Origin of the sequence: Pedobacter foliorum (genome assembly GCF_013266735.1) — a bacterium.
GTDB classification, from domain to species: domain Bacteria; phylum Bacteroidota; class Bacteroidia; order Sphingobacteriales; family Sphingobacteriaceae; genus Pedobacter; species Pedobacter foliorum.
Genome location: NZ_JABSNU010000001.1, coordinates 274,470 through 301,452, shown reverse-complemented (window position 1 = coordinate 301,452; position 26,983 = coordinate 274,470). Strand labels below are relative to the sequence as shown.

The 26,983-nt window shown below is 39.2% G+C and carries 22 protein-coding genes; 5 read left to right on the top strand and 17 right to left on the bottom strand.

Translation table 11 applies throughout. The annotated features are described in order from the left end of the window. Window positions 1-7: 7 nt before the first annotated feature. The 9 genes from HQN83_RS01330 to HQN83_RS01290 all read right to left on the bottom strand — a co-directional run bounded on the left by HQN83_RS01330 (window position 8) and on the right by HQN83_RS01290 (window position 11,906). Window positions 8-856: a fumarylacetoacetate hydrolase family protein gene (locus HQN83_RS01330; protein ID WP_173087829.1), complete on the bottom strand. Its 849-nt coding sequence runs from the start codon at window positions 854-856 to the stop codon at window positions 8-10. A 32-nt stretch (window positions 857-888) separates the two neighbouring features. Continuing rightward, on the bottom strand, window positions 889-2,547 hold the full coding sequence (locus HQN83_RS01325) for a UxaA family hydrolase (RefSeq protein WP_173087827.1): 1,659 nt from the start codon (window positions 2,545-2,547) through the stop codon (window positions 889-891). Window positions 2,548-2,577: 30 nt separating this feature from the next. Beyond that, entirely contained in the window at window positions 2,578-2,913 is a 336-nt protein-coding gene (locus HQN83_RS01320) for an FKBP-type peptidyl-prolyl cis-trans isomerase (protein WP_173087825.1), read from the bottom strand. A gap of 18 nt (window positions 2,914-2,931) precedes the next feature. After that, window positions 2,932-4,002 carry a GTP-binding protein gene (locus tag HQN83_RS01315; protein WP_173087823.1) on the bottom strand — a complete coding sequence of 357 codons (1,071 nt, stop codon included), beginning with the start codon at window positions 4,000-4,002 and terminating at the stop codon, window positions 2,932-2,934. Between the two features lie 20 nt (window positions 4,003-4,022). Then, entirely contained in the window at window positions 4,023-6,659 is a 2,637-nt protein-coding gene (locus tag HQN83_RS01310; RefSeq protein ID WP_173087821.1) for a GH116 family glycosyl hydrolase, read from the bottom strand. 12 nt (window positions 6,660-6,671) lie between these two features. Next, window positions 6,672-7,982 (bottom strand): L-fucose:H+ symporter permease, encoded by a 1,311-nt coding sequence (fucP, locus tag HQN83_RS01305; protein WP_173087819.1) that lies wholly within the window; start codon window positions 7,980-7,982, stop codon window positions 6,672-6,674. An 80-nt stretch (window positions 7,983-8,062) separates the two neighbouring features. After that, entirely contained in the window at window positions 8,063-9,292 is a 1,230-nt protein-coding gene (locus HQN83_RS01300) for a DUF6786 family protein (RefSeq protein WP_173087817.1), read from the bottom strand. Window positions 9,293-9,314: 22 nt separating this feature from the next. Beyond that, entirely contained in the window at window positions 9,315-10,481 is a 1,167-nt protein-coding gene (locus tag HQN83_RS01295) for a glycoside hydrolase family 172 protein (RefSeq protein WP_173087815.1), read from the bottom strand. Window positions 10,482-10,874: 393 nt separating this feature from the next. Beyond that, the gene (locus tag HQN83_RS01290; protein ID WP_173087813.1) at window positions 10,875-11,906 is read right to left on the bottom strand and encodes a LacI family DNA-binding transcriptional regulator; all 1,032 of its coding nucleotides are present in this window, start codon (window positions 11,904-11,906) and stop codon (window positions 10,875-10,877) included. Between the two features lie 174 nt (window positions 11,907-12,080). Here HQN83_RS01290 and HQN83_RS01285 point away from each other — a divergent pair, with 174 nt between their 5' ends. Next, entirely contained in the window at window positions 12,081-12,986 is a 906-nt protein-coding gene (locus HQN83_RS01285; protein ID WP_173087811.1) for a DUF3078 domain-containing protein, read from the top strand. Window positions 12,987-13,156: 170 nt separating this feature from the next. Here the strand turns inward: HQN83_RS01285 and HQN83_RS01280 are convergent, their stop codons facing one another. The 3 genes from HQN83_RS01280 to HQN83_RS01270 are packed head-to-tail and all read right to left on the bottom strand — an operon-like array spanning window position 13,157 to window position 17,140. Further along, window positions 13,157-14,752 carry an MFS transporter gene (locus tag HQN83_RS01280; RefSeq protein ID WP_173087809.1) on the bottom strand — a complete coding sequence of 532 codons (1,596 nt, stop codon included), beginning with the start codon at window positions 14,750-14,752 and terminating at the stop codon, window positions 13,157-13,159. After that, window positions 14,749-15,813, bottom strand: coding sequence for an HlyD family secretion protein (locus tag HQN83_RS01275; protein WP_173087807.1), 1,065 nt, complete (start codon window positions 15,811-15,813; stop codon window positions 14,749-14,751). Before HQN83_RS01275 ends, HQN83_RS01280 begins: the two co-directional genes overlap by 4 nt. A 1-nt stretch (window position 15,814) precedes the next feature. Continuing rightward, window positions 15,815-17,140 carry a TolC family protein gene (locus HQN83_RS01270; protein WP_173087805.1) on the bottom strand — a complete coding sequence of 442 codons (1,326 nt, stop codon included), beginning with the start codon at window positions 17,138-17,140 and terminating at the stop codon, window positions 15,815-15,817. An 83-nt stretch (window positions 17,141-17,223) separates the two neighbouring features. Here HQN83_RS01270 and HQN83_RS01265 point away from each other — a divergent pair, with 83 nt between their 5' ends. Next, the gene (locus HQN83_RS01265) at window positions 17,224-18,018 is read left to right on the top strand and encodes a helix-turn-helix domain-containing protein (RefSeq protein WP_173087803.1); all 795 of its coding nucleotides are present in this window, start codon (window positions 17,224-17,226) and stop codon (window positions 18,016-18,018) included. A 212-nt stretch (window positions 18,019-18,230) separates the two neighbouring features. Here the strand turns inward: HQN83_RS01265 and HQN83_RS01260 are convergent, their stop codons facing one another. After that, the gene (locus tag HQN83_RS01260) at window positions 18,231-20,180 is read right to left on the bottom strand and encodes an Ig-like domain-containing protein (RefSeq protein ID WP_173087801.1); all 1,950 of its coding nucleotides are present in this window, start codon (window positions 20,178-20,180) and stop codon (window positions 18,231-18,233) included. Window positions 20,181-20,504: 324 nt separating this feature from the next. Between HQN83_RS01260 and HQN83_RS01255 the strand changes: the two genes are divergently transcribed. Further along, complete coding sequence (locus HQN83_RS01255; protein ID WP_173087799.1) at window positions 20,505-20,876, top strand: hypothetical protein; 372 nt, start codon at window positions 20,505-20,507, stop codon at window positions 20,874-20,876. 15 nt (window positions 20,877-20,891) lie between these two features. Here the strand turns inward: HQN83_RS01255 and HQN83_RS01250 are convergent, their stop codons facing one another. Together HQN83_RS01250 and HQN83_RS01245 are read right to left on the bottom strand one after the other, a co-directional pair. Further along, window positions 20,892-21,353 carry a DUF4268 domain-containing protein gene (locus tag HQN83_RS01250; RefSeq protein WP_173087797.1) on the bottom strand — a complete coding sequence of 154 codons (462 nt, stop codon included), beginning with the start codon at window positions 21,351-21,353 and terminating at the stop codon, window positions 20,892-20,894. Between the two features lie 20 nt (window positions 21,354-21,373). Then, window positions 21,374-23,866, bottom strand: coding sequence for a YfhO family protein (locus tag HQN83_RS01245; RefSeq protein WP_173087795.1), 2,493 nt, complete (start codon window positions 23,864-23,866; stop codon window positions 21,374-21,376). A gap of 152 nt (window positions 23,867-24,018) precedes the next feature. Between HQN83_RS01245 and HQN83_RS01240 the strand changes: the two genes are divergently transcribed. Continuing rightward, window positions 24,019-24,408, top strand: coding sequence for a DoxX family protein (locus HQN83_RS01240; RefSeq protein WP_173087793.1), 390 nt, complete (start codon window positions 24,019-24,021; stop codon window positions 24,406-24,408). On the opposite strand, the gene HQN83_RS01235 is transcribed toward HQN83_RS01240, so the two are convergent. Continuing rightward, the gene (locus HQN83_RS01235) at window positions 24,391-25,581 is read right to left on the bottom strand and encodes an MFS transporter (protein ID WP_173087791.1); all 1,191 of its coding nucleotides are present in this window, start codon (window positions 25,579-25,581) and stop codon (window positions 24,391-24,393) included. The two genes, HQN83_RS01240 and HQN83_RS01235, sit on opposite strands and share 18 nt — an antisense overlap. Window positions 25,582-25,664: 83 nt before the next feature. On the opposite strand from HQN83_RS01235, the gene cysC reads away from it, so the two are divergent. After that, window positions 25,665-26,210 (top strand): adenylyl-sulfate kinase, encoded by a 546-nt coding sequence (cysC, locus tag HQN83_RS01230; protein ID WP_173087789.1) that lies wholly within the window; start codon window positions 25,665-25,667, stop codon window positions 26,208-26,210. On the opposite strand, the gene cysQ is transcribed toward cysC, so the two are convergent. Next, on the bottom strand, window positions 26,207-26,971 hold the full coding sequence (cysQ, locus tag HQN83_RS01225; protein WP_173087787.1) for a 3'(2'),5'-bisphosphate nucleotidase CysQ: 765 nt from the start codon (window positions 26,969-26,971) through the stop codon (window positions 26,207-26,209). The two genes, cysC and cysQ, sit on opposite strands and share 4 nt — an antisense overlap. Window positions 26,972-26,983 lie beyond the last annotated feature (12 nt).

The window sequence follows — 26,983 nt, the reverse complement described above, 5'->3', positions numbered from 1 at the left end:
ACTCCCGTTATAAACGAATAGCAATATGATTTGTTAATGTTCCAATATTGTCAATAGTAATGCTAACCTCGTCCTTTTCATTCAAAGTAAAGTCATTAGGAGGTACTATACAAGTTCCGGTCATTAAAAAGCAGCCGTTCTTGAAGTCACATTCGGCATATAAGTAGATCACCAATTCGTTTAGTGAACGTTTCATTCTGCTAATCGAAACCGAATCACGAAATACCTCTTTACTATTTCTCTTTATCACCATTTCTATCATTGTCTTGTCCGAAATTGGTGCTTCAGGGACATATAAACATGGCCCTAATGCAGCACTTCTTTCATAAATCTTAGCTTGAGGCAGATACAATGTGTTTTCTCCTTCGATACTTCTGGAACTCATATCGTTGCCTACAGTATAAGCTTGTATGTTCCCAGATGAATTGATAAACAAAGTTAACTCGGGTTCAGGCACATTCCAGGTGGAGTCTTTTCTGATATTTACATGCTGTTTATGACCCGCGACGCGATGCGGTAAGGACTTAAAGAACAATTCCGGGCGGTCTGCATCATAAACCTTATCGTACATACTTGCACCGCCAGAATCCTGAGATTCCTCTTTACGGGCATCGCGACTGCGCAGATAAGTTACCCCAGCTGCCCATACTTCTTGCTGTCCAATCGGAGCTTCAATATCATTTTCTAATATTGCCAATGCTTCATCGTTTTGCAAAATCCTCCCTTTAGTTGATAAATGAAGTAAATGCTGATGTAGATTATCATTATTGATCAAAGTATCCCAGTCAGTATTTAATAAATAGTATCCAGTATCACTATGCAAAATTGCACCTTGTTTAGTTTTATATAGTTTCATATTCTCCTTTTAATAATGAAAATGTCTGTTTTTTATAATGATATCCCTCTTTTCCATGGGATAAAGTCGTTGTGTCCCAGTACTTCGGCCTTGGCTTTCAGCTGTCCGCTGGCGATCTCAATGATGTAGTCCAGAATGCGTTCTCCCACTTGTTTAATTGTCTCTTCGCCTGTTATTATAGTTCCTGCATCGATATCAATGATGTCATTCATCTTTTTATACAGTGTGGTATTGGTTGAGATTTTAACCACAGGAGCAATCGGATTACCGGTTGGCGTGCCTAACCCGGTAGTAAAAAACACAAGGGTGGCCCCTGCCCCAACTTCGGCAGTTGTTGATTCTATGTCACTACCTGGAGTACATAACAAGGTGAGGCCTGGCTTAGAAACTTGCTCAGGATAATCCAGTACGTCTATAACCGGAGATGTACCTGCCTTTTTTGCTGCACCTGCAGATTTAATGGCATCTGTAATCAAGCCATCGCGAATGTTACCTGCAGAAGGATTTGAATCAAAGCCTGATCCCACTGCTTTTGCCCTTTCGTGGTAAGCGGTCATTAGCGTCATAAACTTTTGCGCAACGTGCTCATCTATGCATCGATCGCTCAACTCTTGTTCAACGCCACAAAGCTCCGGAAACTCCGAAAGGATTACTGATGAACCTAAAGCAACTAAAAGATCAGATGTGTAGCCTAAAGCAGGATTTGCTGAAATCCCGGAAAAGCCATCTGATCCTCCACATTCTAATCCAATGCAAAGTTTACTTAAAGGCGCTGGTTTACGTTTATACGCATTGGCCTCTATTAAACCTGTAAAAGTCTGTTTAATGGCCCGTTTCATTAACTCAGATTCAGAACCTACTTCCTGCTGTTCAAAACAATACAAGGGTTTGCTAAAGTTAGGATCACGCTTGGCAATCTGCTGTTTAAGCAATGGTATTTGCGCATTCTGACAGCCCAGACTTAATACTGTAGCCCCTGCTACATTAGGATGGGTAATGTATCCGGCGAGCAGTCCACAAAGGTTAATGGCATCGTCTTTTGTGCCACCACAACCTAATGAATGCGTTAAAAACTTAACACCGTCAATGTTTGGAAACACCCGGTTTTCAGCCTCAGCATCGGCGTTGGTCATATCCAGATCTATACTCAGTATATCTTCTTTTGATATGCCTGCCCTATGCATCTTAACCAATTGCTGCACCTGACTGTAGTAAGAAGAGTCATTGTCATGATACCCCAATCCTTTCATAAAGGCGTCCTGAATCACCTGCACATTCTTATTCTCACAGAATACCAAAGGGATGATGAGCCAGTAATTGGCTACACCAACAGTTCCGTTTTCTCTATGATACCCCATAAAGGTTTTATCGTTCCATGATGATGTTTCAGGCACCTCCCAACTGGTTTTTCTTTCCTTAAGTTTGTAATTGTTAGCGGCATGACTAACATTACCTGTAGCAATTACTTCACCTTTTTTAATGGTTTTAGTCGCTTTGCCTACAAGTACGCCATACATGATAACATCATCTCCTTCTTGCAAGTCTACAGTGGCAAACTTATGCTTTGCCTGCACATCAGTAATCAAATTGTATGTTCCACTATCAGTACTTACAGACTCCCCTACTTTTAAATCCGACAATGCTACTTCTATATTGTCTGTACTATTTATTTTTAATGTCCTCGATTTCATTAACCAACTGTTTATTTTTTCAAATCTTTTCTAACAACATCCTTCAGGACCACAATAACTATCAGCTACCTGAGGATTTAATCCTCCTTCTATTTCTTTATCTGTTGCAAAACGAATACTATCGACTACAACTTCAATATAGAATTCATCATCTAAGTCCATATAGCCCTTTTCTTTCGAAAGGAATAGCTGTTTTTCTTCCCCTTCTTTTAATCCTTCTAATTCTGCTTCAAGTGCGGGTAATATCGAGCCAATACCATGCAAATAGTGAACAGGTAAACCATTAAGATTATCCTCAAGTATTTCTCCTTTGCTATTCTGCATTTTGTATCTAATAGATACCACTGTTTTATCCTCAACTTTCATACTATTGGGCTTATTGAATTAGTCAGGTATTCTGTGGATTGGCCTGGGATAGCCAGGCTTAAAAGATGACAGCTTTTTTTGAACTACTTTATAGCCATTTTTTTTCTCCGCTTCCTGAATCAGATTCAATAAGAGTGACTCAAGATGGTTAGGGTCTGATTGTACCCTTGCATTGATAAGGATGTCTACTTTACCTGAAGATGTTTTTCTATTTCCACTTAAAGAAGACTGAGTTCCGGCAGTGAAGCTGATTTTCTCCTGTTGTGTTCCATCGTCAATAAAGAATTTCAAATGACCTATAGCTAATTTCTCCCTATCTATTGCTTCATGAAACTCCGTAATCAATGCCTTTCCCTCTCCAAATGCATCATTAGTGCCTGTAAATAGTTCGATCTCTAAGTCAAGCCAAGCTAACTCTGCCTCTCCGGCAGCATAAACATCATAATCTATTACTAAGGAGTCTCTGGTCTTTGTTTTAAAATCAACCAATGCTGCCATCCAATCGTTTATGCTCGATTCATCAAGTGAATTTTGAAACAGCGTCGTTTTATCAGGATACTTTTTACCCACCAGTAGTTTCATTTTTTCAAATTCCACTTCGCTTAATGAATCAATTTTATTTACCACTAATAAATCAGCTTCTTCAATTTGCTTTTTATAGATGTAACTCACATTATCTGTAAATAAAGGAGCTCCCTGAAGCATTGTAGGTAACACATTGGCATCAACAAAAACAGTAATTACAGTTTCTATGTCTTTATTGAATTTTTCTAAAGGTTTAACCACTGTAGCAATCATATCTGTACATGAACCAACAGATTCAGCAAATATTACTTCAACATGATCGCTCTCTTTTAAGGCTGCTATCTGATCATCAAGCTTATCATAATTGCAACAGAAGCAACCATCTGTTACTTCCATAACCGGAATATTGGCATGCTTAATAAACCTGGTGTCAACCAGTTCTACTCCCTGATCGTTGGTGATAACGCCCACCTGTATTCCTTTCCCGATCAGTTCAATAGCTGCATTTAGAATAGCTGTTGTTTTGCCGCTACCCAGAAAACCACCAATGAGATATAATTTCATAACGCTGATTTTAATATAAACTAAGAGAACTTTGATTCTTTACCAGCTATCATAGTTTTTTTAACCGGTATACTCCCGTAAGCAACATTTAGTGAGACTTTATTATCCTTAAAATGTACAGTGCCAAATCCGGTAGCTGTAGAGACAAAACTTGTAAAGTCACCGACTTTGGAATCTACATGTAAGACCTTGTCCACGGCATCATACCGCACACCGGTAAGTCCTTGAAGCAGTCCATAGCTAGACATGGCTCTGGCATACCAATGCCCACATTCGTATTCATTAAAAGGATTACGAACCCGTCCATCATATCGGTCACGACAAGCTTTTACAATAGCTAAGCCTTCATTAACTTGCCCCATGAGCATCAAATGCGATGCAACCTGATATTCAATGCCAGTCCACACTTCATTACTGTAAACAAATGGCAAGGAAAGCATGCCTCCCTTTGGCCAGGAGCACAACAACAATCCACCTTCATGTCCTGCAGCATAGGATGGACGCTGAGGATTTACGTGATCACTTAAATCAGCTTTCAGGTTATATTTATGAACAGACAGTAAATGGCTTTTGGTCTTTTCAATATCCAATGGTTCTTCAAGCCCGCACATTTTCGAAATCCATCCTCCAAGAATACCATCAGATAAACAACCGGTTCCATACTGGTATTTTGGGCCTTCATTTTTCAATATCTCCAATGCTTCTGAAGTATACTGGGTAGCAAACGATTGTTGATTTACGGGGTTTGGAGCGTTTAAACCTGTCCATTGTATTTTCTGATTAAAGTACTCTCCATTATACAATTCACTTTCCATGAATTTTTTACCGGCAGTATAAAGCGTTTTGTATTTAGCGGTATCCTTTTTAAGAAACTGTCCCATTTTTATCATGGCATTTAAAGCACCCAGATAAAAACTGGTACACATTCCGTCTGGCCCCCAGAACTCAATATCGTATGTGTTATGATGAGGTTCTTCAATTATACCTTTACTTCTCGGATCCCAGGTTTTGATGGCATAGTCCATACTCGTCTTTACCATCGGATACATCTTTTTCAGCCAAACAGCATCACCACTAATCCTCCATTCCCGGTATACTTTCATAATACCCCCAAGCTGACCGTCGGCAGCAGCATGAAAATCATGCTTAGCGGAACTTATTGGCATATTTGCTCTAAATTGCTGATGGCCTTCAAAATTCTGGTTCTCACAGAACTCTGTAGTTCTCAGGCTCCTTTCTAAAACAGGAAAAAGATGGGGGATTGCCTGTGCGTAGTTCCATACATGTGTGCAGCTGCCATGACAACAACCTCCATCATCTCCACAACCCTCCCAGCTCCATAACCGTCCATCAAATTGTCTCAATACAGTAGGAGATTTAAGAATGGTAAGATTTGCAGCAACGGCTTCAGTAACCTCGGGAGGTAAACTGCTTGAATAAAAGGCATCGCGGAATAAGATTGATTTCTTTTGCAGTTCATTGTACTTATTTAACAAATAGTCCGCTACCTCATTAATATCTTTAAATTTACTGCTATACCAGGGCTTATAGTTTGGTGAATTATAAGTTGATTGCTTTTCGAGACCACTGGCTGATGGGACAACACAGCAATCTGCCGAATCGGCTTTCTTTGGATCAATAACCATTTCACCTATACGGAGGTCCGAATCTGGAACATACCAGGCCATCATAAGTCTCACTGTTTTTTGTTCTCCGGGTTTTAGTGTAAAGGGAACAAACAATGAAGCTCCCGGCGCATCAGAATCGGGTTCCTGTGCCTTAACTTTACCTTCTTTAATGGTATTCCATACCATAGTTAAGGGGTCAAACCAACCGCCTCTGAACCAGCAGTAGTCTACGGTAGCCGGTTCATCGGTGAAAATTGAGAAATCAGTTCTTAGGTGTGGTTTTTCGCTGGTGCCATCTTGCGATAGAATGAAACCATTAGGCATCTTTTTTATAGCTCCTTTTTGTCCGCCCTGCAACACAAAATTCCTTGAATTATAAGAAAAAACAGCCTCAATTGTTTCCTTACTATTATTGGTGAATTTATATTCCAAGGCGCCTCCAGGTAAACTGGAGTTATCCTCGTCAGTAGGAATAAAAGGGCTCCAACCTACTATCTGGGTTTTTAAAGGAATGTCTTTTTCTTCAAGATCTATAGTTGCAAACGGGAAACGATCGGTAAACACCGCACTGTTAAATCTTGGAAGCCCATAATTGGCTCCGCTTGCTCCGTTGCCGGTACCTCGCTGACCAAACATTTTCCATTCCTCAACGGGACCTTCGAGTACACGGGCAACAACTTTTTCTCCTTTAACAGCAATCGCTGCAAACATATTAGGTTCATGAAATATTTCGGGTCTGTTGCGAATAGACATATGAGATATTGCTCCACTACCCTCTAAACAAAACATTCCGGCACCTAAACCACCAATTGGAAATGCTACCCTTCTGAGGTGTTCTTCTTTATAGCTGCTGTTGTAAGCTCTTTTGCTATCACCCTTTGATGAAGCGGTCTGCGATACTTCTGTATCGGTAGTAAGCGTTTCCTCTTTAGGTTCATTTGCCAGCATCACCGAAGGCATAGCAGTAAGACCAAAACCTCCTATAGCTACCTTTTTAATGAATGAGCGACGGTTATCGTTGTTTTTCATCAGTATATTGTTCTAGTGATGTTGCATTGAAATATTTTTTGATTCGATCTTTTTGCCAATACCTTTTATGGCATACCAGGCAATAAATGCGAAACATAGCATTGGTATTACAAAGGCTATAGACATACCGAAGTTATCTCCGATAAGTCCCATTATTGGTGGACAAAACGCCCCTCCTGCTACAGCCATTACTAAAAATGACGCCCCTTTTTTCGTTAAGGGCCCCAAATCATATACACCTAAAGCAAAGATGGTTGGAAACATTATCGACATAAAAAAGTAAGTAAGAAATAAAGCCACCACCGAGAACCATCCAACCTCCAGCAGTACAATAAACACAAGCAGGGTATTAACCAAAGCATATATGCCAAGTAGCTTTTGTGGTGATAAATATTTCATCATGTATGATCCAGATAAACGGCCTATCCAGAAAAGTCCCATTCCACCGATCGCAAGAATAAGAGATGCAGCCTGTTCAGGATTTTTAGGTGTAAATACCTCGCCAAACCAACCCAAGTGTTGCATGATATTTTGAACTGGCCCCGTTACATTAGGGATGGTTTCGGTAACATAGTTAATAAAGAAAGAGTTTACCCCTGTTTGTGCTGCTACATATAGAAACTGGGCAATTACTGCCAGTACAAAGGCCGGATGCTTCAATAAGTTACGCATTGGTGGGTCTTCAGCCAATTCAGTATCGCTGGCTTCCTTAACCTCAGGCAGTTTAATCAGCATAAAAATAATGGCAACTACGACAACAATTCCACCTACCATCATATAAGGCTTAACCATCGAATCGAACTTATCTACCCCCGGAGTGTGTTCTGTACCAAATATGAATAACCCACCCATTAACGGTCCCAATATCCATCCTAAACCATTAAAGGACTGAGATATGTTAATCCGCCTGGCGGCATACGCTTTAGGTCCTAAGATAGTAGAATAAGGATTGGCTGCTGTTTCCAGACAAGCTAAGCCACAAGCCAGTACAAACAGCGCCAGTAGAAAAGGAATGAATGTCTGAAACTTAGCCGCAGGATAAAAAAGGAAAGCGCCTATGGCAAATAGTACTAGCCCTAAAATGATTCCCTTCTGATAACCAAAGCGTTTCATAAATAGCCCCGCCGGTACCGCCATTACTAAATAACCGATGTACAAAGAAAACTGTATAAAGCCTGATTCTGCTTTTGATACATGTAAGATATTTTGGAAATGCTTATCCAGCACATCGAGTAAACCATGAGCAAAGCCCCACAATAGGAATAAGCTGCATATGAAAATAAAGGGCATAAGATAACTCTTGCCGTTTTCCGTTCTAAACATAGTATTCAGTATATATTTGGTTACAACTTATATAAGTATGGCTAACAGGCTTAGCTTGTTAGCCATACCAACAATGCGATTTAGTCTTTAAATGTGTCGGCAATCTCATCTAATGAGATACCCAGAACTTTTTTAGCAATTTCATTTAATGCGGTCTTATCTCCTGTAAAATGAAATACGCTATGCATGTGCGTATGCTTCTCTCCCGGTTTCAGGAATGTAGGTGGAGATACACTTTCCAACTCATAAAAAGGCCCCATTTGAGAACCATCAGCCAATGGCCCGTCATTGTAAGCGTTCATGCCATCCCCACTGAAAGGATCTTTATCTGGTGTCCACTCCTGGTTCAGGTATTTAGCTTTATTGTTTACATCAAACATGGTAATGGTCAGCAGGTTTTGATCTGCAGCATAACTACCGGCAACGTTTTTAACTCTTAGCGGAGGAATGCCTAGCTTACCGCGAGATTTACCGTCAGCTTTAAACAATAGAATACCGTTTTTGTAAGTGATGCGATCTTTTGCGATCTCTCCAAAATAATCAGTTGTAGCTACTTTACCCGGTGCATTTTCAATGTAAGGAATAACAATTACCGTTTTTGGTGATGGACTAAACATATCCAGACTCCAGATACAAGGAGCACCGGTTTTTTCTGTCCATTCATTAGTTCCGGTATTGATGATCGTATTTAATGTTTTAAAAGCAACCGAATTAACTTTAGTGTCCAGAGTAATATTTAAAGCTTTCTCTATACTGTCTTTTTCAAGGATCTCAACATCCCTTTCCAGCTTTATTTTCAAGTTAGTACCTGCATAGTTTTGCAGCTCCATGTCCTTATTTAAAGAAGCTCTCTTTCCGTCAGATTTTACTAAAGTCCAGCTTTCACTATCAATGCCGGCAGGAGTTTTCCAGTTTTTAAATACCATCGAATCGCCAGGCTTAAAATAAAGTGAAAACTTGCCGCCCTCAGGCCCAAGCCATAAACGGTCTTCGCCGCCATAAGCATTCATATGTGGGTCTAAAGGCTTACCAAAAGCCTTGTAATTAACCCAGCCGAAGCTTTTTCCATCAAGCCCTTCGGCAGTTGAGGTGAATACCTTTGCCTGATATTTTGGCGATAAAGCAAGCTGGGCACTTCCATCATGGTTCTTTAAAACAACGATACTGTCGTTTTCATTCAAGAAGTTTAAATCGTAACCAAATGTGCCTTTTTCATAGGCCTTTGTGGCATCTTGCTTTTTGGTAGCGGATTGACAAGAAATAATCATCATGCCGGCCATTATTAGTGAAGGAATCTTTAGCAATTTCATCTTATGCGTTTTAAGAGTACAGTTAATTAACTTCTAATTCATCTCTCGAAGGTAGTTTCGGAAAGCTACCATGAGGTTCTGTTTGATACCAGTAAGCTACAGTCATGATGTCTGATTTCTGGGCTAAATACCTGCCACCATCTCTCCATCCCAAATCCTGGATGGTTACTTTAAGGTCCTTATCAAAGCGTATTGGATCCATGATATGCCACCTGTACATTCCAAATCTCTGCTGAGCCTTATAGGTTCCGTCTGGTCTGATTACCTGGTGCAAGCCAGCGTAAGGTGTACTGTACTCTATATATTTACCGCCTCTATCGAAGTTATATGATCCGCAGAAATAATCCTCTGTTCCGGTTCCTGCTATTGTAGGGTATTCTTTATCGCCGTCTAAAAAGAACTTAATCTCTCCTTCTCCCCACCATCCGTTATTGTTTACACCAAGTCCCATGTAAAGGCCAACAAATTGTCCTTTACCTTTTACGCCATCAATTATAGTATGTAAAGAAGTGGTATTAGGGTTTGATCTTCTGTATTGTGCATGAAAATAAGCTTCATCATCTGCAACCGGAGTAAGTGCATAGTTAACCTGATAGTATAACCTCATCTCATCTCTTGGGTTGATGTTCTCGATCGTGATTTTGCATTTCTTTCTGAAAGGCATTTTCCAGTAGCAGTTAAATGCACTGCCTGGGTTAACGCTTACCGGTAAAGAGTTTAATGGAGCATATTCTCCCCAACCCATCCCAAAGAATGCGCCTACAGGAGTTTCGATTGATGGTTCTTTCTCATCATCCCAGTAGAAACGTAAAATAGAGAACTGCCAGTTTCCCGTTGGTGTCATCCATATTTGTTGTATAGCACCCGGGCCTTCCATTTCTGCAATGGTTATGGTTTCTCCGCTTTTAACAATTATAAAAGGATTTACTTTCCAGCCGACGCCCAAATCGCGCGCCTCATTTGCAGCATTGGCTACGTTGCGCTGTCCTTTGTTTTTAACCGGATCTGCCATTGCTCCCTTACCTTTTTCACCGGTAAAGTTCTCCGGGCTAATGGATCTGCTCTTTGCATCAGATAGTCTTGATAAATTACCAAGATTCATATCTAAGCCATCAAATTTCTTGGGTTGTTGCGCAACAGCAGGTAAAACAAAAATAGTTGCGACGATTAGTAATAAAAGCTTTCTCATAATTTTAAATTGCGATGTGCATCAGTTACTTAGCACCTTTTACATGTAGAAATGTAGGCCTCAGATTTCTAAATTCTGATTTTGCTTACACGTTTAAGCTAAAGGGGATAAAAAAAAATGCTGAGCACTTCGTGTTTTAAATGGTTTATATTGGTTGTGTAATCAAACTTAAGCTTAAACGTTTAAATGAGCAAATATTTTTTGACTTTTTTTAATATTCCAGCTAAGTGCCCATTTCCTTGATACGCTCGCCCAGCCTGAATTCGTCATGCCGGCGAAGGCCGGTATCAGGACCACACACCTGTTATGTAAAGCACAATATTTCGTTCTCTTCCCAGGTCCTGAAATAAATTCAGGATGACGAAGCGAATTAATCAGTATGATGAATGCATTCTACCTATCCCCCGAACCACAGGATTGTCGTACGACCAATCTTGACGGTATACTCAATTGCGTATTGGCACTTTTCTTATCGGTGATGTTCTTAATCAATATTTGAACAGCCTTTTTACCCATTTCTAAAAGCGGTTGCTCAATATAAGTTAATGGAGAATAGAAAAAATCAAAAGCCTCGCTCTCATCAAAACATACTACGGCAATGTCATCCGGAACTTTACAGTTCAAATTGTTTAGCGCTTTTAAACCCTTTAAGGTAAGTGTGTTTGTAGCAAAAAATAGCGCATCCATTGAAGGATTCCGAGTCAATAGCTCTTTAATACCGGCTTCTACATCATCCTGAGTAAAATCAAAGTCTACCGTTTTTATCAGTGGTGTTTTAGCTTTTAATTGCTTATTGTCTTTAAGTGCATCCATGTAACCCCGTCTCCGGTCAAGCATATGCACCAGATCCGTTCTATAAGCGATCATGCCAATGTTTTTATGCCCTGCTTTTATTAAATGAGAAACAGCATTGTACGAGGCATCATAGTTATTGGTCACTACATAATTAGTTTCCAATTCTTTAAAATACCTGTCAATCAATACTAATGGAATATTACTTTTTAAAATAGACGCTATCTGATCTTGCGAATTTTCTGCCGGTGCGATAATAAAACCGTCAACCTGTCTTTCTGTTAAAATGTTAATCAGGTTTTGTGATTTTTTAGGGCTTTCATCTGCGCTTGCGAAAATAACTGTGTAGTTAAAATTCTTGGCTTCATCTTCCACATTTCTGGCCAGATTGGCAAAAAAAGGATTAGAAATGTCTGCTACTATTAATCCAAAAGTATGCGATTTACCCGTCTTTAAGCTCTTTGCAATCTGATTAGGCTGATAGCCCATTTCAGCAGCGGTATCTCTTATCACTTGCGCAATCTCCTTACCTACCCGCGCTTCTTTCTCTTTATTGTTCAACACATAAGAGACCAATGCGGTAGATACACCTACAGATTGAGCAATATCTTTAATGGATACCTTTTTATTCATATAACAAATATATGCTTAATCGTTTAACAAGAAAACAATTAAATAACTCAATTGTTTCTTGTTAAATCCTTTTATAAATTTTCGATAAACAACTAAAAACAGATGTACCCGATTAGCAGTTTATCGGAAGATGAAACATAAACAATTTAGAATTTAACTTAAATACTCCTCACAATGAAAAAACTCGACTTACTACTTTCACTCTCGCTCTCACTTGTCAGTCTGATGGGCTATGCCCAAACTGCAGCGGTTGCTGACACCACCAAAAACTGGACTATCCACGGAGAAAACACCTTTTTAATCAACCAAAGCTCTTTTTCTAACTGGGCATCCGGAGGTGTTAATTCAATAGCGGGAAATATTCTTTTTAACTATGATTTTAACTACAAGAAAAACAAACTAACCTGGGATAATAAAGTGATTCTTGGTTATGGTTTAAGCAAGCAACAAAATATAGGTGTTCGTAAAAATGACGACCGACTTATTCTGAATAGCTTATTGGGCTATAAAGCCTCTCAGTACTGGTTGTATACCTTCTATGCGAATTTCCAGACACAGTTTGCTAAAGGCTATCAATATAGCGGTGACAAAAAATCACTCCTATCAGACTTCCTTTCACCCGCTTACCTGACTTTAGGCCCTGGTTTTGCTTACAAACGTTCTGATAATTTCAGAGTGAACATTTCACCATTTGCATCAAGATTAATAATCGTACAAAATGATACTTTATCCAGTAAGGGTGCCTTTGGTGTAGATAAAAATAAACACCTACGATATGAATTTGGTGCTTCATTAGATGCTTACTACAAAGTAAACCTTGTAGAGAACATCAGTTTTGAAAACATCCTGAAATTGTATTCTAATTACTTGGATAAACCTCAAAATATCTATACCGATTACACCGCTAACCTTTTCATGAAGGTAAACAAGTTCGTAACCGTTAATGCAGGAGTTCAGCTATTATATGATGACAACACTGATATACCTATTTTAGGTGCCAATGGAGCTCCGTCGGGAGATACAAAAAGAGCATTACAGGTTAAACAGATTTTTGGCGCTGGTTTTACCTACAAGTTCTAGATACAAATAGTGCTTATACTTAAACCTTGCATATGACTGAGTGCACATTTGTTCGGTGTTCCTTTCGTGTTGCTTCGAAGATTAGCTACATTTCTCCGAAGAAACACGAAAGGAATATGGATTAAAGGCCGATTCAGCCGAAGACCTGCTCTTTTGTTTTCATATAAAAACTAGTAGGTTATCGGAGCCGGTTGCTTTGTTCTAAGATTAACAATAGTCCTGTTGATGTAAGGAATCAGGGCTATAATCAATATTACAGCAACCAATAAACAGCTTATAAACTTATAGTAGTCAACAGCTGACCTCAACTGGGCCTGAATTTCTATAGATCTGCTTAACAAACCATTTGCAATTTTAACGGCTTGTCCTGAGGGAACTCCTTTTGCCATTAATCCTCTTTTATAAATCTCCAATTTCTCCAGCGCAACAGGGTTTAACGATGAAATACGTTCCTGAAACCTGTTGATATGATTGGTTTTGTTATAAAGCTGATAAAAGTTAATCAGCGCTATGCTACTGCAAAAACCTATAAAGCGAAAAAATACACCAACTGCTGAAGCAGTACCACCTAGACGCTCTGGAACAGAGGAAACCGCAAAAACGATCACTGGAGTCATCAACATCCCAGCTCCCATTCCCTGGATAATCAGTGGGATAACAAAGGTTGAAGCGTCGGCCTGAGTATTAAAAAGAAAAATCATCCAGGCATGAAATACCAACAACAGACCAAAGCCATAAATCCAGATCAATCGCATGGGTCTTTTTAAAATCAGGAGTCTTGAAGAGATTAGAACACTGATGCCAATTCCTATGATATTCACCATCATCATATAAGCAATATGGATTGGATCCATCCCTAAAACTGTGGCAAAATATAGGTTGGTAATGTTCAATGCACCACGCACAATGTACAGTACAAAGATTAAAAACACTCCGATAATATAGTTTCGGTATTTAAATACCTCCATGTCCTGACTAGGCCTTTTCAATTTAAGCTGTCTGAAAACATGAATTATAAGCAAACCGAATATAGCCCAGCAACTGCTAACGATGCGCTTATCTTCCAGCCAATAGTATTGCTGACCATAAGCCAGTACATAGCCGATAAAACAAAGCATTAAAGCATAAATTACAAAGCTTGCCCAGTCAACCTGATAAAGTGGAATCTTACGGTTCAAACGCACCGTATTCATGATGGACAACAATAAAATTGCCCCCGGTATATAACAAAATATGATCCCTTTGTACAGAAAATTATAGTCGTAGGCATCTACAACGGGTGCTGTAAGTAAAATCGATATCGGACTTATACACAATAGCATACCATAGAAAATAGAATAACCAATCTCTCTGGCTCTTTCACTCTGTAATCTGGTAAATATCAAGGTGATACAGATACTGGTAGTGCCGCAATTGGCCATCCCCTGTATAAACCTAAAAATGAAAAGTGTATGTAAATTATGCGTATTATAGCAAATATAAGAAGTAACAATCTGTAAAATAATACCCACCAAAAAGTACTCTTTAGTGGCTAAATACACGAAAAAGCGTCTTTCTAATGCAAAGAAACTGGCGACAGCAGCATAAAATATAATCATTGAATACTGAACATCCGCAGGCTCGATACCATAGTATCCGGCGGCAGCGGCTGGATTGGCTGTGGACAAGCCAAAAAGCAACAAACAAGGCAAAATAACAATGAATATTGTGCCTCTGATCAGCCACTCGGGTGCCCAGCTTTTGAATACAGGTTTTACAGCGATCATTGGTTTTTAGCAATTACAACGATAGCGTTCATTCCTGCTTTAAGTTTGTCCGTCAATCTCTTATCGTCGTCTAGCTTAATCTTAACTGGAATACGCTGCACCACCTTCACAAAATTACCTGTAGAATTATCTGGTGGCAATAACGAAAACCTCGCCCCGGTTGCAGGAGATAAAGAAACAATAGTCCCTTGAAATTCTTCTCCCGGAAAGGCATCCGTTTCAATAACCGCATGGCCGTTTAGTTTCATGCTGGCAATTTGCGTTTCCTTAAAATTGGCAATAACCCATTTACCGGCTTCTTGATCTACAATAAAAGCCAATGTTTGTCCTGCTTGTATGAGTTGACCTTCCTGAATGGTTCTTCTACCCATTTTGCCGTTATATGGGGCTGTTATTACAGTGTAACCAACATCCAGCTTGTTTCTATCCAATAGGGCTTCCCTGCGTTTTATTTCTGCTAAATACACATCTCTTTGAGATCTGATGTCGTTTACTTTAGAAGCGGAGGTTTCGTAGCCGTTCAATGCAGACCTGTATTCCGCATCTGCAACATCCAAAGCAGCTTTACTATTTTCCAATTGCTGAAGTGTAGCTGATTCTACTTTAAACAACTTCGAATAACGATCGTAGTCTTGTTGCTGCTTTAAAAGTTTCGCTTTAGCCGAAGCGATTTGAGATTTCATTACACTGGCAGCTTTAGTCGTGGTTTGCTCATTGCTCTCCATTACTTTAATCTGAGCCTGTGCATTCAGCAGCGCAGCCTCCGCTTCTTGCTGACCTAGTTTGTACTCGCTATTGTCGATAATCAACAGCGTGTCTCCTTTCTTTACGTCTTGATTTTCTTCGTATTTTATGGCTCTTATGTATCCTGTTACCCTTGATGTTATGGGGTTTATATATTCTTCTACTTGTGCATCGTTGGTCTCTTCGTATTTATAAAGATCCAATAAGGAAATTGCTCCCCATATCATCAAACCAACAACAATAACACCTGCAATCCAGGCGGTAACTTTGGTGATTAATTGATCAGTACTCGTGTAGTTTTTCTTTTTAGTTCGCATTTTAAAGTTTGCCTATTGCTTTTTGTAATTGGAAATATTGTAATTGTGCTGCTATCTGTGATGCCGCAAGGTCAAATCTGGTCTGCAGCAATTGTGTATCTGCATCTAAAAGATCCGTTAACAGTGAGAGCTGATTGAAATATGTATTGTTAACGATCCTTAGGTTTTCTGTAGCTTGCTTTATGTTCTGCTTAGCCACATCAATCCGTGTGACGGCCTCTTTGTACCTCAAATAAGCTTCGTTAACTTCTTGTCTAACTTTATCAGTTGTAGCTTCATGTTCAACCTCTTGTCGCTGAAACGCGATTTCTGCTGCCTTGGTTTTATGTTTATTGTGGTAAAACGAAGATATAGGGAAGCTTGCTTTTATACCGCTTAGTCCAAGTCCATAAGTGGCTATAGAATAAGGATAAAACTGAATCTGAGGATAGGAATATGCATAATTTGCAAACAGACCAACTTTAAATGACACGTTTGCTTTTACTTTTTTAAGTTCCAGCTTATTCAACTCTGTTTCCTTTTCTGAGATTTTTAACTCGTAAGAATGTGAGATGGCCTCATCAAGGTATTCAGGATAAGTTTTAACGTCTAAACTTGTGCTCGCTAAAGAATCAGGTGCTATTTTGAAATCATCCTCCTCACCTATCAATATCGCTAGCTTTTGGTTGGCAATGCTGATGTCATTGTCAATCTGTATTAAGGACATCTTTTGGCGCGACAACTTAAGCTCTGCTCGTAATACATCACTTTTTAGTATCACTCCATTTTTAAGGAGTTGTTTGATCTCCTGAAGTTGTCTTTCCTGATCGCTGATGTCTTTTAGCAACAGTTCTTTGAAAACCTTACTTCTTTGCAGGTCAAGGTAATAAGCAGCAGCTTTTAATTTGATTTCGGAGGTAGTCAGGTTTAGTTGTTCCGCAGAAAGGCTTCTTTTTTCTTTCTCTTCCTTGATCTTTAAATTGGTTTTATTCCCATTGTAAAGGTTCAGGTAAGCATTGCCTCCAAAACTATAGGCCGTATGCACCACTTCAAATTGTGATGGCGTATGAAACAGACCATTGTGATAAATGGGCATATTGCTTACCCTTGCATACTCGCCTTCCGCTTCAATATCAGGCAGTCGCTCTGCTTTAGCATCTTTTATAGCCTCTTCAGATTCGCTGAGTTTCAAACTCTGCATTCTGATAGCCTTGCTATTGGTTTCTGCTTTGTTCCAGACTTCTGTTAATGATAAGTGACTTGCCAATGGCTCCTGTTGAGCTAATGTAGTACTTGAAATGAGGACTGAGAGCGAGATAAGAGCATAGTGTTTTTTAAAGGGGTACATATAGTGTATTGAATACACAAAGGTAGACATATGATAAAGCTGTAATTTTATCTATATTGCCAATTATTTGTCCATTCCAGCCAATGAATACTTTACAAACTTCGGAGTACCTGAATGTAATTGACTTAAAGCCAGACAGTATATTCGTTTTACATGAAAAACTGGAACGTAAGTTACCTGCTCATTCGCATACTAAAGGCCAATTAACCTATGTTCAGGGCGGAGTAGCTTTTATACATATAGAAAGTGTCACCTATATTATCCCTGCAAGGCATTATGTATGGGTGCCTGTTGGCTTAACACACTTTCTTGAAGTCAGGCACCATGGAACAGTTATCCGAAACATCTATTTCTCTAACCAAGATGATGATAACACCCCCTTTTTTAAGCAGTTAGGCATCTATCCGGTCAATAATCTTTTATTGGAGATGATTGTGTTTACCGAGAAATGGAATGGTTCTATAGCTCCGGACAATGTGGTTCCTTTTCAATTTTTATCTTCTTTAAAAAACCTGCTTCCTCAGCTTGGTGTTAAAGAATTCCCTATTGCATTGCCGACTACAAATAACGAGCGCTTACTGCCAATTATCGCATTTCTGGCTCGTCACTATAATGAACCGTTGACTTTAGAAGAGATAGCGAAGAGATTTGGTATAGCAGAAAGAACGCTTTCCAGACTATTTCAATCTGTAATGAGCATTTCTTTTCTACAATACCTAAAATTATTGAGGACAGTTAGGGCTATTGAAATGATCCTGCAAACCAATAAATCGACAAGTGAGATTGCTTATGCAACAGGGTACAATAGCTTGGCGGCGTTTAGTAAGGCGTTTTATCAGCTAACAAATATCCGTCCTTCTGATTTTGGGAAACGATAACACTCATCTGCTAAACGCAGTGGTGTTTAGTTAACCCTGAAATGGGGAATCAATTTGGCCTACAAGTAGGTCTTTTCAGACTTTAGTCTGACCTGAGTCAGAGTTGAGTCCAAGCGAAGTCCGAAGTGATCGCAAGTAAAATTAAAGGACTGTATCATTTGTTTTATAAAATGATACAGCCTTTTTGGCTTTAAAGTTTAATGCATATGGAGCTAAAAAGAAACTTCTGCAGAGCGCTTATTACATTGATTCATCACCTGAACTTTCCACAAAAAGCGAGAAAGATAATAATCGAATGATTCCCTGGCAGTTTTACCGGGAATGCACTTGCCGGTATATGTAAATACAAATTCCAAAACACCCTCTCTTAAAGTTCCTGAGGAAAGCTTTACGTTATAAGCGTTAGCTGCGACATCAAAAGTTTCGCTTGTACCGAAGGTATCCTTTATTAATAAGCGTGAAGGATAACAGTTGGTTTTGAGATCACAAGTCCCCGAGCCGCCTCCAACTATCAAATCAGATCCAACTGAAGTAAAAGAAACGTAGACCCCATATTCCCCAGCGGCATTACAACTGAATGAAATGTCATTAATTACGGGTTCAAGTGCTTGAGAACAGGGTGTTACAATAGCCCTGAAATTAACTTTCGAATCCGGATCTGATGTCCCATTTTTTCTTTTGGTTGTCACCTCAATCTCTTGCGCCCCTGCAGCACCCAATGTCCAGTCAGCTTCTGCCAGTCCGGATGCATCGGTCTCACCATCAGAGGTAAGGAAACCATCTCCCGTTTTAACAGACCAATTGACTGGCCATTTACTAAGAGGATTACCATCATTGTCAACTATTTTTATAACCAATGGCTTTTTTAGTTTTTTGCTATATTCTCCGCTTTGATTCTGTCCGGAATAAATGGAAATATTTGGAACTATCCATTTTAAACTGATTTTAAATGATCTTCTCTCAGTCTGATTTTTAAACCCATATTCTCCAGTTAACTCTGAAGTGGAGCCAAGATTGGGAATGTCATCAATATTGATCAGAAACATGGCATTACCATCTATTTTGCTGGTATATTCTACTTCATCATAGATGATGGTGTTGTCTTTCTTTAGCGAGACGGTAACCAGTTCACTTGTTTCTTTGTAAGGTTCATTGGTGTTGGGCTTTGTTAGGCTTAGTACAACCATTACCTTTTTATCAATACCTTCTTTGTAAATGAGATTAGAATTCGTTGGTGAAAGTGCTAGAACCCCCTTCTTTGAGTTATCCTCAGAAAACTTCTTTAATAACTTTTTTAACCAATCCATTTGATCTAATGTGCTCATTGTAGGCTTGAGTCTATTGATCGCTGACTTTAGTTGCGCGAAAATAGATGTGAATGATCCATTGTTGTCTTTAAGATCATTAAATTTCTGTTGTATTTCATCTGCATTCGGCGAGTTTTTAATTTTGTCGTCCAGTGCCAGCCAAGGTTCATTGATTGGATGCGTGCCATTACAGGATATGAACTGCATGGCGTCGTAAAGGTATTTATCCATAGAACTCGAATTTTCAGGAGCAGGTTGCCCACAGTCTTTTGTCCAGGAATTCCCGGAGCTTGATTTTGCGGCACTTATTTTTGCATTGCCTGAACTTTTTATGGCGGACGTTTTTACAGGAAGGTTGTTCTCGTATGTGATTGCGGCAATGACTAGGCCGGTATGATTGATCCAATCATAATTTAATATAGAAACCTCTTTCAATGTTTCACTAAATAAAGTTGTTTTAGCAACCAGATTATCCTTTACACCATTTAAAATGTGATAGGATATCGTAGAAACATCATCTTCCCCATATTCTGTCACAAAGTATTTCCCGGCACCTTTTGACACCATAACCGTATGCAATCTGGTTATTTTTGCTTCTGAATTTGTACTTCCAAAATAGAATACAGAGTCACCGTTATAGGCCAGTTTTGCAATCAATTGTGTGGCCTGATCTGGTAGAAATGATTTTGAAACAAAGAAGTTTCCTGTACCAGGCAGAATCTTGTTGTTGTGTATCGCCGCGGTGTTGTCCACTTCTTGCGTTTTTTGTTCTTTCTTTTCTTTGTCCTTTTTGCAGGCAAGGAAAACAGAGCATACAGCAATAAAGATGACTAGTATTTTTCTTGTGAGCGTCATGATCTTGATATTTTCCAGCTAAAATAACTTTAACATCAAGATCGTACAATACCCATTTATGGGTATTAATCGACATTTAAAACACTATCAGGAGACTAAAATCTAAATTTGACTTACAATTGAGGAGGAGCCCTTTGAATACCTGCCTTTTTTTTAATCGGTTAGTAATGATTTTTTGTATCAAATGACAACCGTCTCCACTAAAAAAAAGAAAGCGGGAACGATCATACCAACCGTTCCCGCTTATCTAAATTAACGCTCTCAATACAAAGACGTATATTTAACAGTAATATTGTATAAGGTTTAAAAAAAAATATTCAGACCATGTCAGCAATTACCAGAAAGACTAAAATAGAGGCGTCACTTTTTTATGATACTAAAGAAAACAACAAACAGCTGATTCAGCTTCTGGAGCATCATATCAATAAAACAGGGGAATTGGACAAGTTGATTTTGGACTATGATTATGGCAAGGGTAAAATTGAAAACGTGGAAATACTAAAAGATACCCTCGTTAGCGATGAAAACTTAAAGGGGAAGTTTAAAGCATGTTATCAGATCAGCGAATTTTCTATGTGTGCAGCAATTGATTACACCGACACACATACCATGGATATAGATTTTGCCATTGACAAAGACACCAACGAACTTATACTAACTGGCGAAACCCGCTATGAAAGATTTGATGAGATTTAATAAACGTTAATCAGTTTACTTAAATAACTCAAAACCATATTTAGCATCATTCCAAAACTCATCAAGCGCTATCATACGAGGCTTAAAAAAAGAGATAAGCTGAGGCCAGTCGTCCTGCTTAAATATGCTCACATCCGGTAAACCGATATGAATTTTGCTAACTGTCTTACCATATTCATCAGTAGTGTGCATCTCCCATTCCCATTCTTCTCCTAAAGTACCACTTAACAGCTTTTTATATTCTTCAAACTGTTCAAATAAAAGTTGTTGTATGCTTAAGTCCGGATGTGACATTTCTATCCCTATCCATGCCGATTTTTTATCAACCTGCATTTTAAAAGCCAAATGCTTGATGCCGGTTTTATAGTTAATCCAGTTAATTCTTAATCCCTCTGCCGAAGGCTGCAATGCCATATACTGCCCATAAGCAGTCCAAAAAGCTTGCTTAATTTGCGAAGCCTGATCTTTTGAATACAATCTTTATAGTTTAATTGAACTTATACCGAACCTGTCTTTTTCTTAGCTCTGAAATGCAAAAATACAGCAATAGCTGAAATCAGCACTAGAATTAAAGAAGAAATCATTGAAATTTTATCTCCCACTAGGTAAGATGTCGGTTCAAACTTAAACGCTAAATTATGACTTCCTGAAGGCAATTTGGCTGCTCTAAGTATGTAATTGGCTCTAAAATAAGGGATTTGGTTGCCATCCAAATAGGCATTCCAACCTTTATCGTACCAGACTTCGGCAAATACAGCCACAACATCCTGTGCGCTTTTATATTTATAAACCAGGTGATCCGGATGATATTCGGTCAATACGATGTTTGCAGTAGAATCAGTTAGCGGTTTTACATCGCCAATTTGAGATTTGAAGCGCTCATCAACTATTGCAGTTGTTTTTGGATCAAACTTGGTGATGCCCTTCATTTCCTCATCCGCATTTTTCACGTAGCTGATGTTGCTGATAAACCATGCGTTTCCTAAAGCAGTCTTTCTTTCAATAGCCTGCGGTGTCGGACTAGCCTTATCGGCCAATATCAAGTATTTGGTATTCAACATATCCAATACAGGCTCGTTTATAGTACCATTGAATTGAGCTGTGATCATCTCATCATAGCGCTGCAGCCTGGCCGAGTGCCTTCCTCCTACCGATTTATGGAAATATGAAGCCGAAGCATCAAAGAAAGGATTGCCTTTTGTAAGATCTATCACTCTATAATCAAGTGATTTATCATTCAGTATCTGAAGATCGGCAGCAGTAGGCTGATAACTCTGATCCAAGACAGACTTGTCGTAGAAATTGCTATTGTTCAAATACCTTTTATCCACTCCCCACATGTCAACCAAAATCAAGATACCCAAAGCTATAAAGGCTGTATTTGTTTTCACTTTTCCTTTTAGGATGGCCCACATAACCCCGAAAGCAAGTACAATGAAAACTAATGACCTAAACGCATCTGTACGAGCCAGTGAGATTCTGTCTTCTACCAGTGCATTACCTATGGAATTTCCGAAGCTAGGATCAGCTTTAAAAGTTTCAGCAATATGATTTACCATCTCCTGATGCGAAGTATCTCTAAAATCAAGGAATACCGTTGGCACAAGCATAAACAGTACTAATGCCCCTCCTGTGATGTAAACGGAGTAAAGTAGTTTTTTGGTTAACTCTTTCGCTGTATCTTTCTCATCTACAAACTGCTTAAGGGCAACAAATGCGAGTAGCGGTATAATTAAAGCCGGTATAACCAGTATAGATTCTACAGCCCGCATTTTGTTATACAATGGGAAATAATCAAAGAAAAGATCAGAGATTAATGGGAAATGTCGACCAAAGGATAAAAACACAAACAGAAATGTGGAGGTTAAAATCCACCATTTCATTTTGCCTTTAACAATAAATAGTCCTAATACGTATAAAAAGATCACAATACAGCCAAAATACCAAGGACCATGGGTACTTGATTTTTCACCCCAGTAAGTTCTTAGTAAACCTTGCTGTAATTGAGGAATAATTTCTTTAACCTGATCTTCCCGAACGCCATTATTTACCAGCGCTTTAGCTACATGAGAATGCTCATCTAATTGTTTAATATGTGTAGCTCCACCATACATATTTGGAACTAAAAATGTCGATATCTCGCCGACACCCTGACTCCAGTTATAGGCATAGTCGCGTCCAAGTCCGGTATCTGATTTTGAAGATGTCCTGCTTAAATTTGCCTTACCACGAATAGATTCGTTACCGTATTCGTAGGTCGTCCATAACTGTCCCGCGTTTACACCTACAGCTAAAATAACACCTCCTAAAAGATAGGCTACTGAAGTAAAGAAAGCCTTTAATTGCTTAGATGCTATGGCGTAATACAATTCAAAGCCTGCCAATATCAGCAAGCACATGAACAGATAATAGGTCATTTGGATGTGGTTACACCTAATCTCTACGGCAAGAAAAAATGCGGTGAGCAAGCCCCCCAACAAATACCTCCCCCTAAAAGTGAGCAGAATGGAGCCCAATACGGGTGCGAAAAACGAAATTGCCATGGCCTGATTGCTGTGGCCTGCTTCTATATAGATGAAGTTATAAGAGGTAAAAGCAAAAGCAATGGCTCCGGCGGCAGCCAGCCAGGGCTTCATCTTTAGCACGCTTAACAAAAAGTAAGCGCCTAAAAGATAGCAAAGCACAATATCAATTGGATTCGGAAATACGGTTTTTAAGGTATTAATTACATTATTGGCTATGCTGCCACTGTTAGATACCCATATCTGAAAACTCGGCATCCCCCCAAACATGGAGTTGGTCCATAATGGTCCTTTTCCGGTTGCCGCTTTAACATCCATGATCTCTTTTGCCATTGCTTTGGCTTCAAGCACATCACTTTGGTAAAGGTCTTTTCCCTGCATTGCAGGACTGAAATAAGCAAAACAAAGAATAAAGAATATCCCGATGATAATAAAATGTGTGCTGTTAGCTTGAAACCATTTCTTCATACGGTAAAGAAAGCAATAATATTTTAGTCTAACAACAATACTAAATTAGTCGCGATCGCCCCTCATTATTGACACACTTGCCCACTACACAGCTTTCTAATTCCTGGTAATTTAGCATTAGAAATTAATTAACAACCCTAAACTATAAAACTATGGAAACGCTACAAGCAACCACAACAACACAACAATCCGTTAAAGCAGTATGGACAGGAAGAATCGTTAGCGCCCTGTGCATTCTTTTTCTGCTATTTGATGCCATCGGCAAAATCGTTAAAGAATCACACTCAGTTGAAGGATCTGTTCAATTGGGATGGCCAGAGCATTTGATACAGCCAATTGGTATTGCTTTACTCATCTGTACCATTCTGTACGCTATTCCCCGTACTGCATTTATAGGAGCAATTTTACTAACCGGATACCTGGGCGGCGCAATTGCAATTATGGTACGTGCTGGTCAGCCCCTTTATTTTGCATTGGTATTCGGAATATTGGTATGGATAGGATTATTCTTTCGCAATCCTAAATTAAAGGCTCTTTTGTAAACCATCAGATCGTCTTTTCCAGACCACCATGAAAACAAGTGCCATTAGTGCAACAGCGGCAGTACAATATAAAATGGACGGGATCATATAGATCACGTCCTGGTACGCCCAGCCCGCAAATAAAGCCCCCAAACCTATCCCTGCCTCAAGTGCGATATACATGGTTGCCATAGCTTTACCTCTATGTTGCGGGTGACTCAGGTCTATTGTCCATGCATTTAAAGCTGGAGATAAAATACCTGTTCCTATACCATAAACCACTGCTCCGGTCAGTAAACCAGTCTCAGAAGTACCATATCCCGTAATTACCAGGGAGGCACACAAGATGGTTAGTCCGTAGATGGCAACATTCAAACGGCCATACTTATCCGATACTTTTCCGGCAACAAACCTGATTAGTAATGAAGAAATGGTAAATACCATAAAGAATATCCCTTTGTTAGCGAGGCCGATATAACCACTCCAATCAGGGATTAGTGTTAATATAACACCGTAACCTACGTAAGACAGCAAAGTAACAATAGCTGCTGGTAATACCCGAACATCAATAATGTCCTTACGGGATATCTTTAAAATAGCGAAGCTGAATTTCTGTCTGTTTTTTAAAGTTTCTTTCATATTCATCAATATGATGATAGAAAGCAGCGCCAAAGCGGATGAAGAATAAAACAATACGTTTATTGAATACAAACCACTGATGAAGCTGCCAATAGCAGGTCCAATGGCCATTCCTGTGCTAAAACATAAACCATGGATTCCTAAAGCTTCTCCCCATCTGTCTCTCGGAATGATATCAGCAACATATGCTGAGGTTGCGGTCGGTTTAAAACCTGTAGAGAAACCATGAACCAGACGCAAAAAAAGAAATCCGGAGACTGTGCCCAGTATCGGATATAAAAATCCGCACACAAAGCATACAATAGAACCGACAGCCATAACAGGGACACGACCAATTGTATCCGTTAACTTCCCACTAAATGGCCTCGATATACCAGCCGTTAACGTAAACAATGCGATAATTAATCCTTTGTATTCTGCTCCACCTAAGCCACTTAAGTAAGCCGGCAAATCGGGAATCAGCATATTAAAACTGGCAGAGAACAATAAAGAACTTAAGCAAAGTAAGGCGAAAGGAAGGTTGTAGATCGGATCTGATGTATTGGAATTATTCATTTGACCATGCAAAAGTAGTAAACTAATATTGAACAATAGCAACTCTCTTATGTAGGTACAAGGATTTTTTATACATTAGGTCAATGAAATTACCACATCAAAAAGGCATGGTGATATGGCTTATGGGCCTATCTGGAGCAGGAAAAAGCACGATATCCAATTTGTTCGAAGAACAATTGAATGAATCAGGTTTCTTTTCTATGCAGCTTGATGGCGATGAAATGCGAAAAGGATTAAACTACAATTTAGGCTTTAGCATGGACGATAGAGCGGAAAACATTAGACGTGCTGCTGAAACAGCTAAAATAATTGCTTCAAATGGAGTAATCGTTACCTGCTCTTTCATCACCCCCTTAAATGCTCACCGGGAAATGGCCAAAAACATTTTAGGAGATCTGTACTTCGAAGTGTTTATTGATTGTCCAATTGACGTTTGCGAACAAAGAGATGTTAAAGGCTTGTATGAACAGGCTCACAACAACACTTTAAAGAACTTTACTGGCGTAAGTTCTGCTTTCGAAAGACCAACAGATCCTGATTTAATTCTCTATACCGCCAATTCTACTGTACAGCAATGCTGTAACGAACTACACGATGCCGTAAAAAACAGAATTACAGATCATGCTTAGCTTATCTTACAGTAAAACCCTGGATTTAATAAGGACGGTTTATTGTAAATAAATTCTTCAAAATCTGCGGTATGCATTGTTGCACCACTACTTACCGCTATGGCTTGTCCGGCAGCAGTATCCCATTCCATGGTCGGTCCTTTTCTATAATAGATTTGGGCTTTACCCTCTGCAACTAAACAGAACTTTAGTGAACTTCCAATTGAAAGCTTACTGGTAACCGGATATTGTTTTAATATATTCTCCTCATCTTCATCAGCATGAGAGCGACTACCTATAGCAATCCATTCACTTGTTTTCTGATCTACACTGATGGCCTGAGGAGTTTCTCCTGGTGTCAATTTCCAACTGCCTTTGCCTACTATACCATAATAAACTACATTCAATACCGGACTGTAGATTACACCAATTACCGGCTTGTTGTTCTCCATAAATGCAATATTTACGGTAAACTGCCCATTTCTATTGATGAATTCTTTAGTGCCATCTAATGGATCTACACACCAATATTGCTTCCATTCTTTCCTGATTGCATATTCAATATCAGCACCTTCTTCAGATAATATTGGTATTTCAGGGTAAAGTTTGGTTAAGCCTTCAACAATGATTTCATGCGAAATGCGATCAGCAACAGTTAGTGGAGAATTGTCTTCTTTTGCTGTAATTCCAAAGTCTTCCTGCGTTCCGTTGTAAACCTCCAAAATAGCAGCTCCGGCTTTAATGGCAATATCAATTATAGGTTGTATAGCTGTAATGATCATGTTTTCAGGTAA

What these genes read in the sequence shown, in the direction of transcription:
- HQN83_RS01265 (WP_173087803.1), top strand. Translation starts at nt 17,224, where the DNA reads ATGAATACTTTACAAACTTCGGAGTACCTGAATGTAATTGACTTAAAG.
- HQN83_RS01300 (WP_173087817.1), bottom strand. Translation starts at nt 9,292, where the DNA reads ATGAAATTGCTAAAGATTCCTTCACTAATAATGGCCGGCATGATGATT.
- cysQ (WP_173087787.1), bottom strand. Translation starts at nt 26,971, where the DNA reads ATGATCATTACAGCTATACAACCTATAATTGATATTGCCATTAAAGCC.
- HQN83_RS01275 (WP_173087807.1), bottom strand. Translation starts at nt 15,813, where the DNA reads ATGCGAACTAAAAAGAAAAACTACACGAGTACTGATCAATTAATCACC.
- HQN83_RS01245 (WP_173087795.1), bottom strand. Translation starts at nt 23,866, where the DNA reads ATGAAGAAATGGTTTCAAGCTAACAGCACACATTTTATTATCATCGGG.
- HQN83_RS01270 (WP_173087805.1), bottom strand. Translation starts at nt 17,140, where the DNA reads ATGTACCCCTTTAAAAAACACTATGCTCTTATCTCGCTCTCAGTCCTC.
- HQN83_RS01290 (WP_173087813.1), bottom strand. Translation starts at nt 11,906, where the DNA reads ATGAATAAAAAGGTATCCATTAAAGATATTGCTCAATCTGTAGGTGTA.
- HQN83_RS01280 (WP_173087809.1), bottom strand. Translation starts at nt 14,752, where the DNA reads ATGATCGCTGTAAAACCTGTATTCAAAAGCTGGGCACCCGAGTGGCTG.
- HQN83_RS01240 (WP_173087793.1), top strand. Translation starts at nt 24,019, where the DNA reads ATGGAAACGCTACAAGCAACCACAACAACACAACAATCCGTTAAAGCA.
- HQN83_RS01255 (WP_173087799.1), top strand. Translation starts at nt 20,505, where the DNA reads ATGTCAGCAATTACCAGAAAGACTAAAATAGAGGCGTCACTTTTTTAT.
- cysC (WP_173087789.1), top strand. Translation starts at nt 25,665, where the DNA reads ATGAAATTACCACATCAAAAAGGCATGGTGATATGGCTTATGGGCCTA.
- HQN83_RS01325 (WP_173087827.1), bottom strand. Translation starts at nt 2,547, where the DNA reads ATGAAATCGAGGACATTAAAAATAAATAGTACAGACAATATAGAAGTA.
- HQN83_RS01330 (WP_173087829.1), bottom strand. Translation starts at nt 856, where the DNA reads ATGAAACTATATAAAACTAAACAAGGTGCAATTTTGCATAGTGATACT.
- fucP (WP_173087819.1), bottom strand. Translation starts at nt 7,982, where the DNA reads ATGTTTAGAACGGAAAACGGCAAGAGTTATCTTATGCCCTTTATTTTC.
- HQN83_RS01285 (WP_173087811.1), top strand. Translation starts at nt 12,081, where the DNA reads ATGAAAAAACTCGACTTACTACTTTCACTCTCGCTCTCACTTGTCAGT.
- HQN83_RS01295 (WP_173087815.1), bottom strand. Translation starts at nt 10,481, where the DNA reads ATGAGAAAGCTTTTATTACTAATCGTCGCAACTATTTTTGTTTTACCT.
- HQN83_RS01320 (WP_173087825.1), bottom strand. Translation starts at nt 2,913, where the DNA reads ATGAAAGTTGAGGATAAAACAGTGGTATCTATTAGATACAAAATGCAG.
- HQN83_RS01310 (WP_173087821.1), bottom strand. Translation starts at nt 6,659, where the DNA reads ATGAAAAACAACGATAACCGTCGCTCATTCATTAAAAAGGTAGCTATA.
- HQN83_RS01315 (WP_173087823.1), bottom strand. Translation starts at nt 4,002, where the DNA reads ATGAAATTATATCTCATTGGTGGTTTTCTGGGTAGCGGCAAAACAACA.
- HQN83_RS01260 (WP_173087801.1), bottom strand. Translation starts at nt 20,180, where the DNA reads ATGACGCTCACAAGAAAAATACTAGTCATCTTTATTGCTGTATGCTCT.
- HQN83_RS01235 (WP_173087791.1), bottom strand. Translation starts at nt 25,581, where the DNA reads ATGAATAATTCCAATACATCAGATCCGATCTACAACCTTCCTTTCGCC.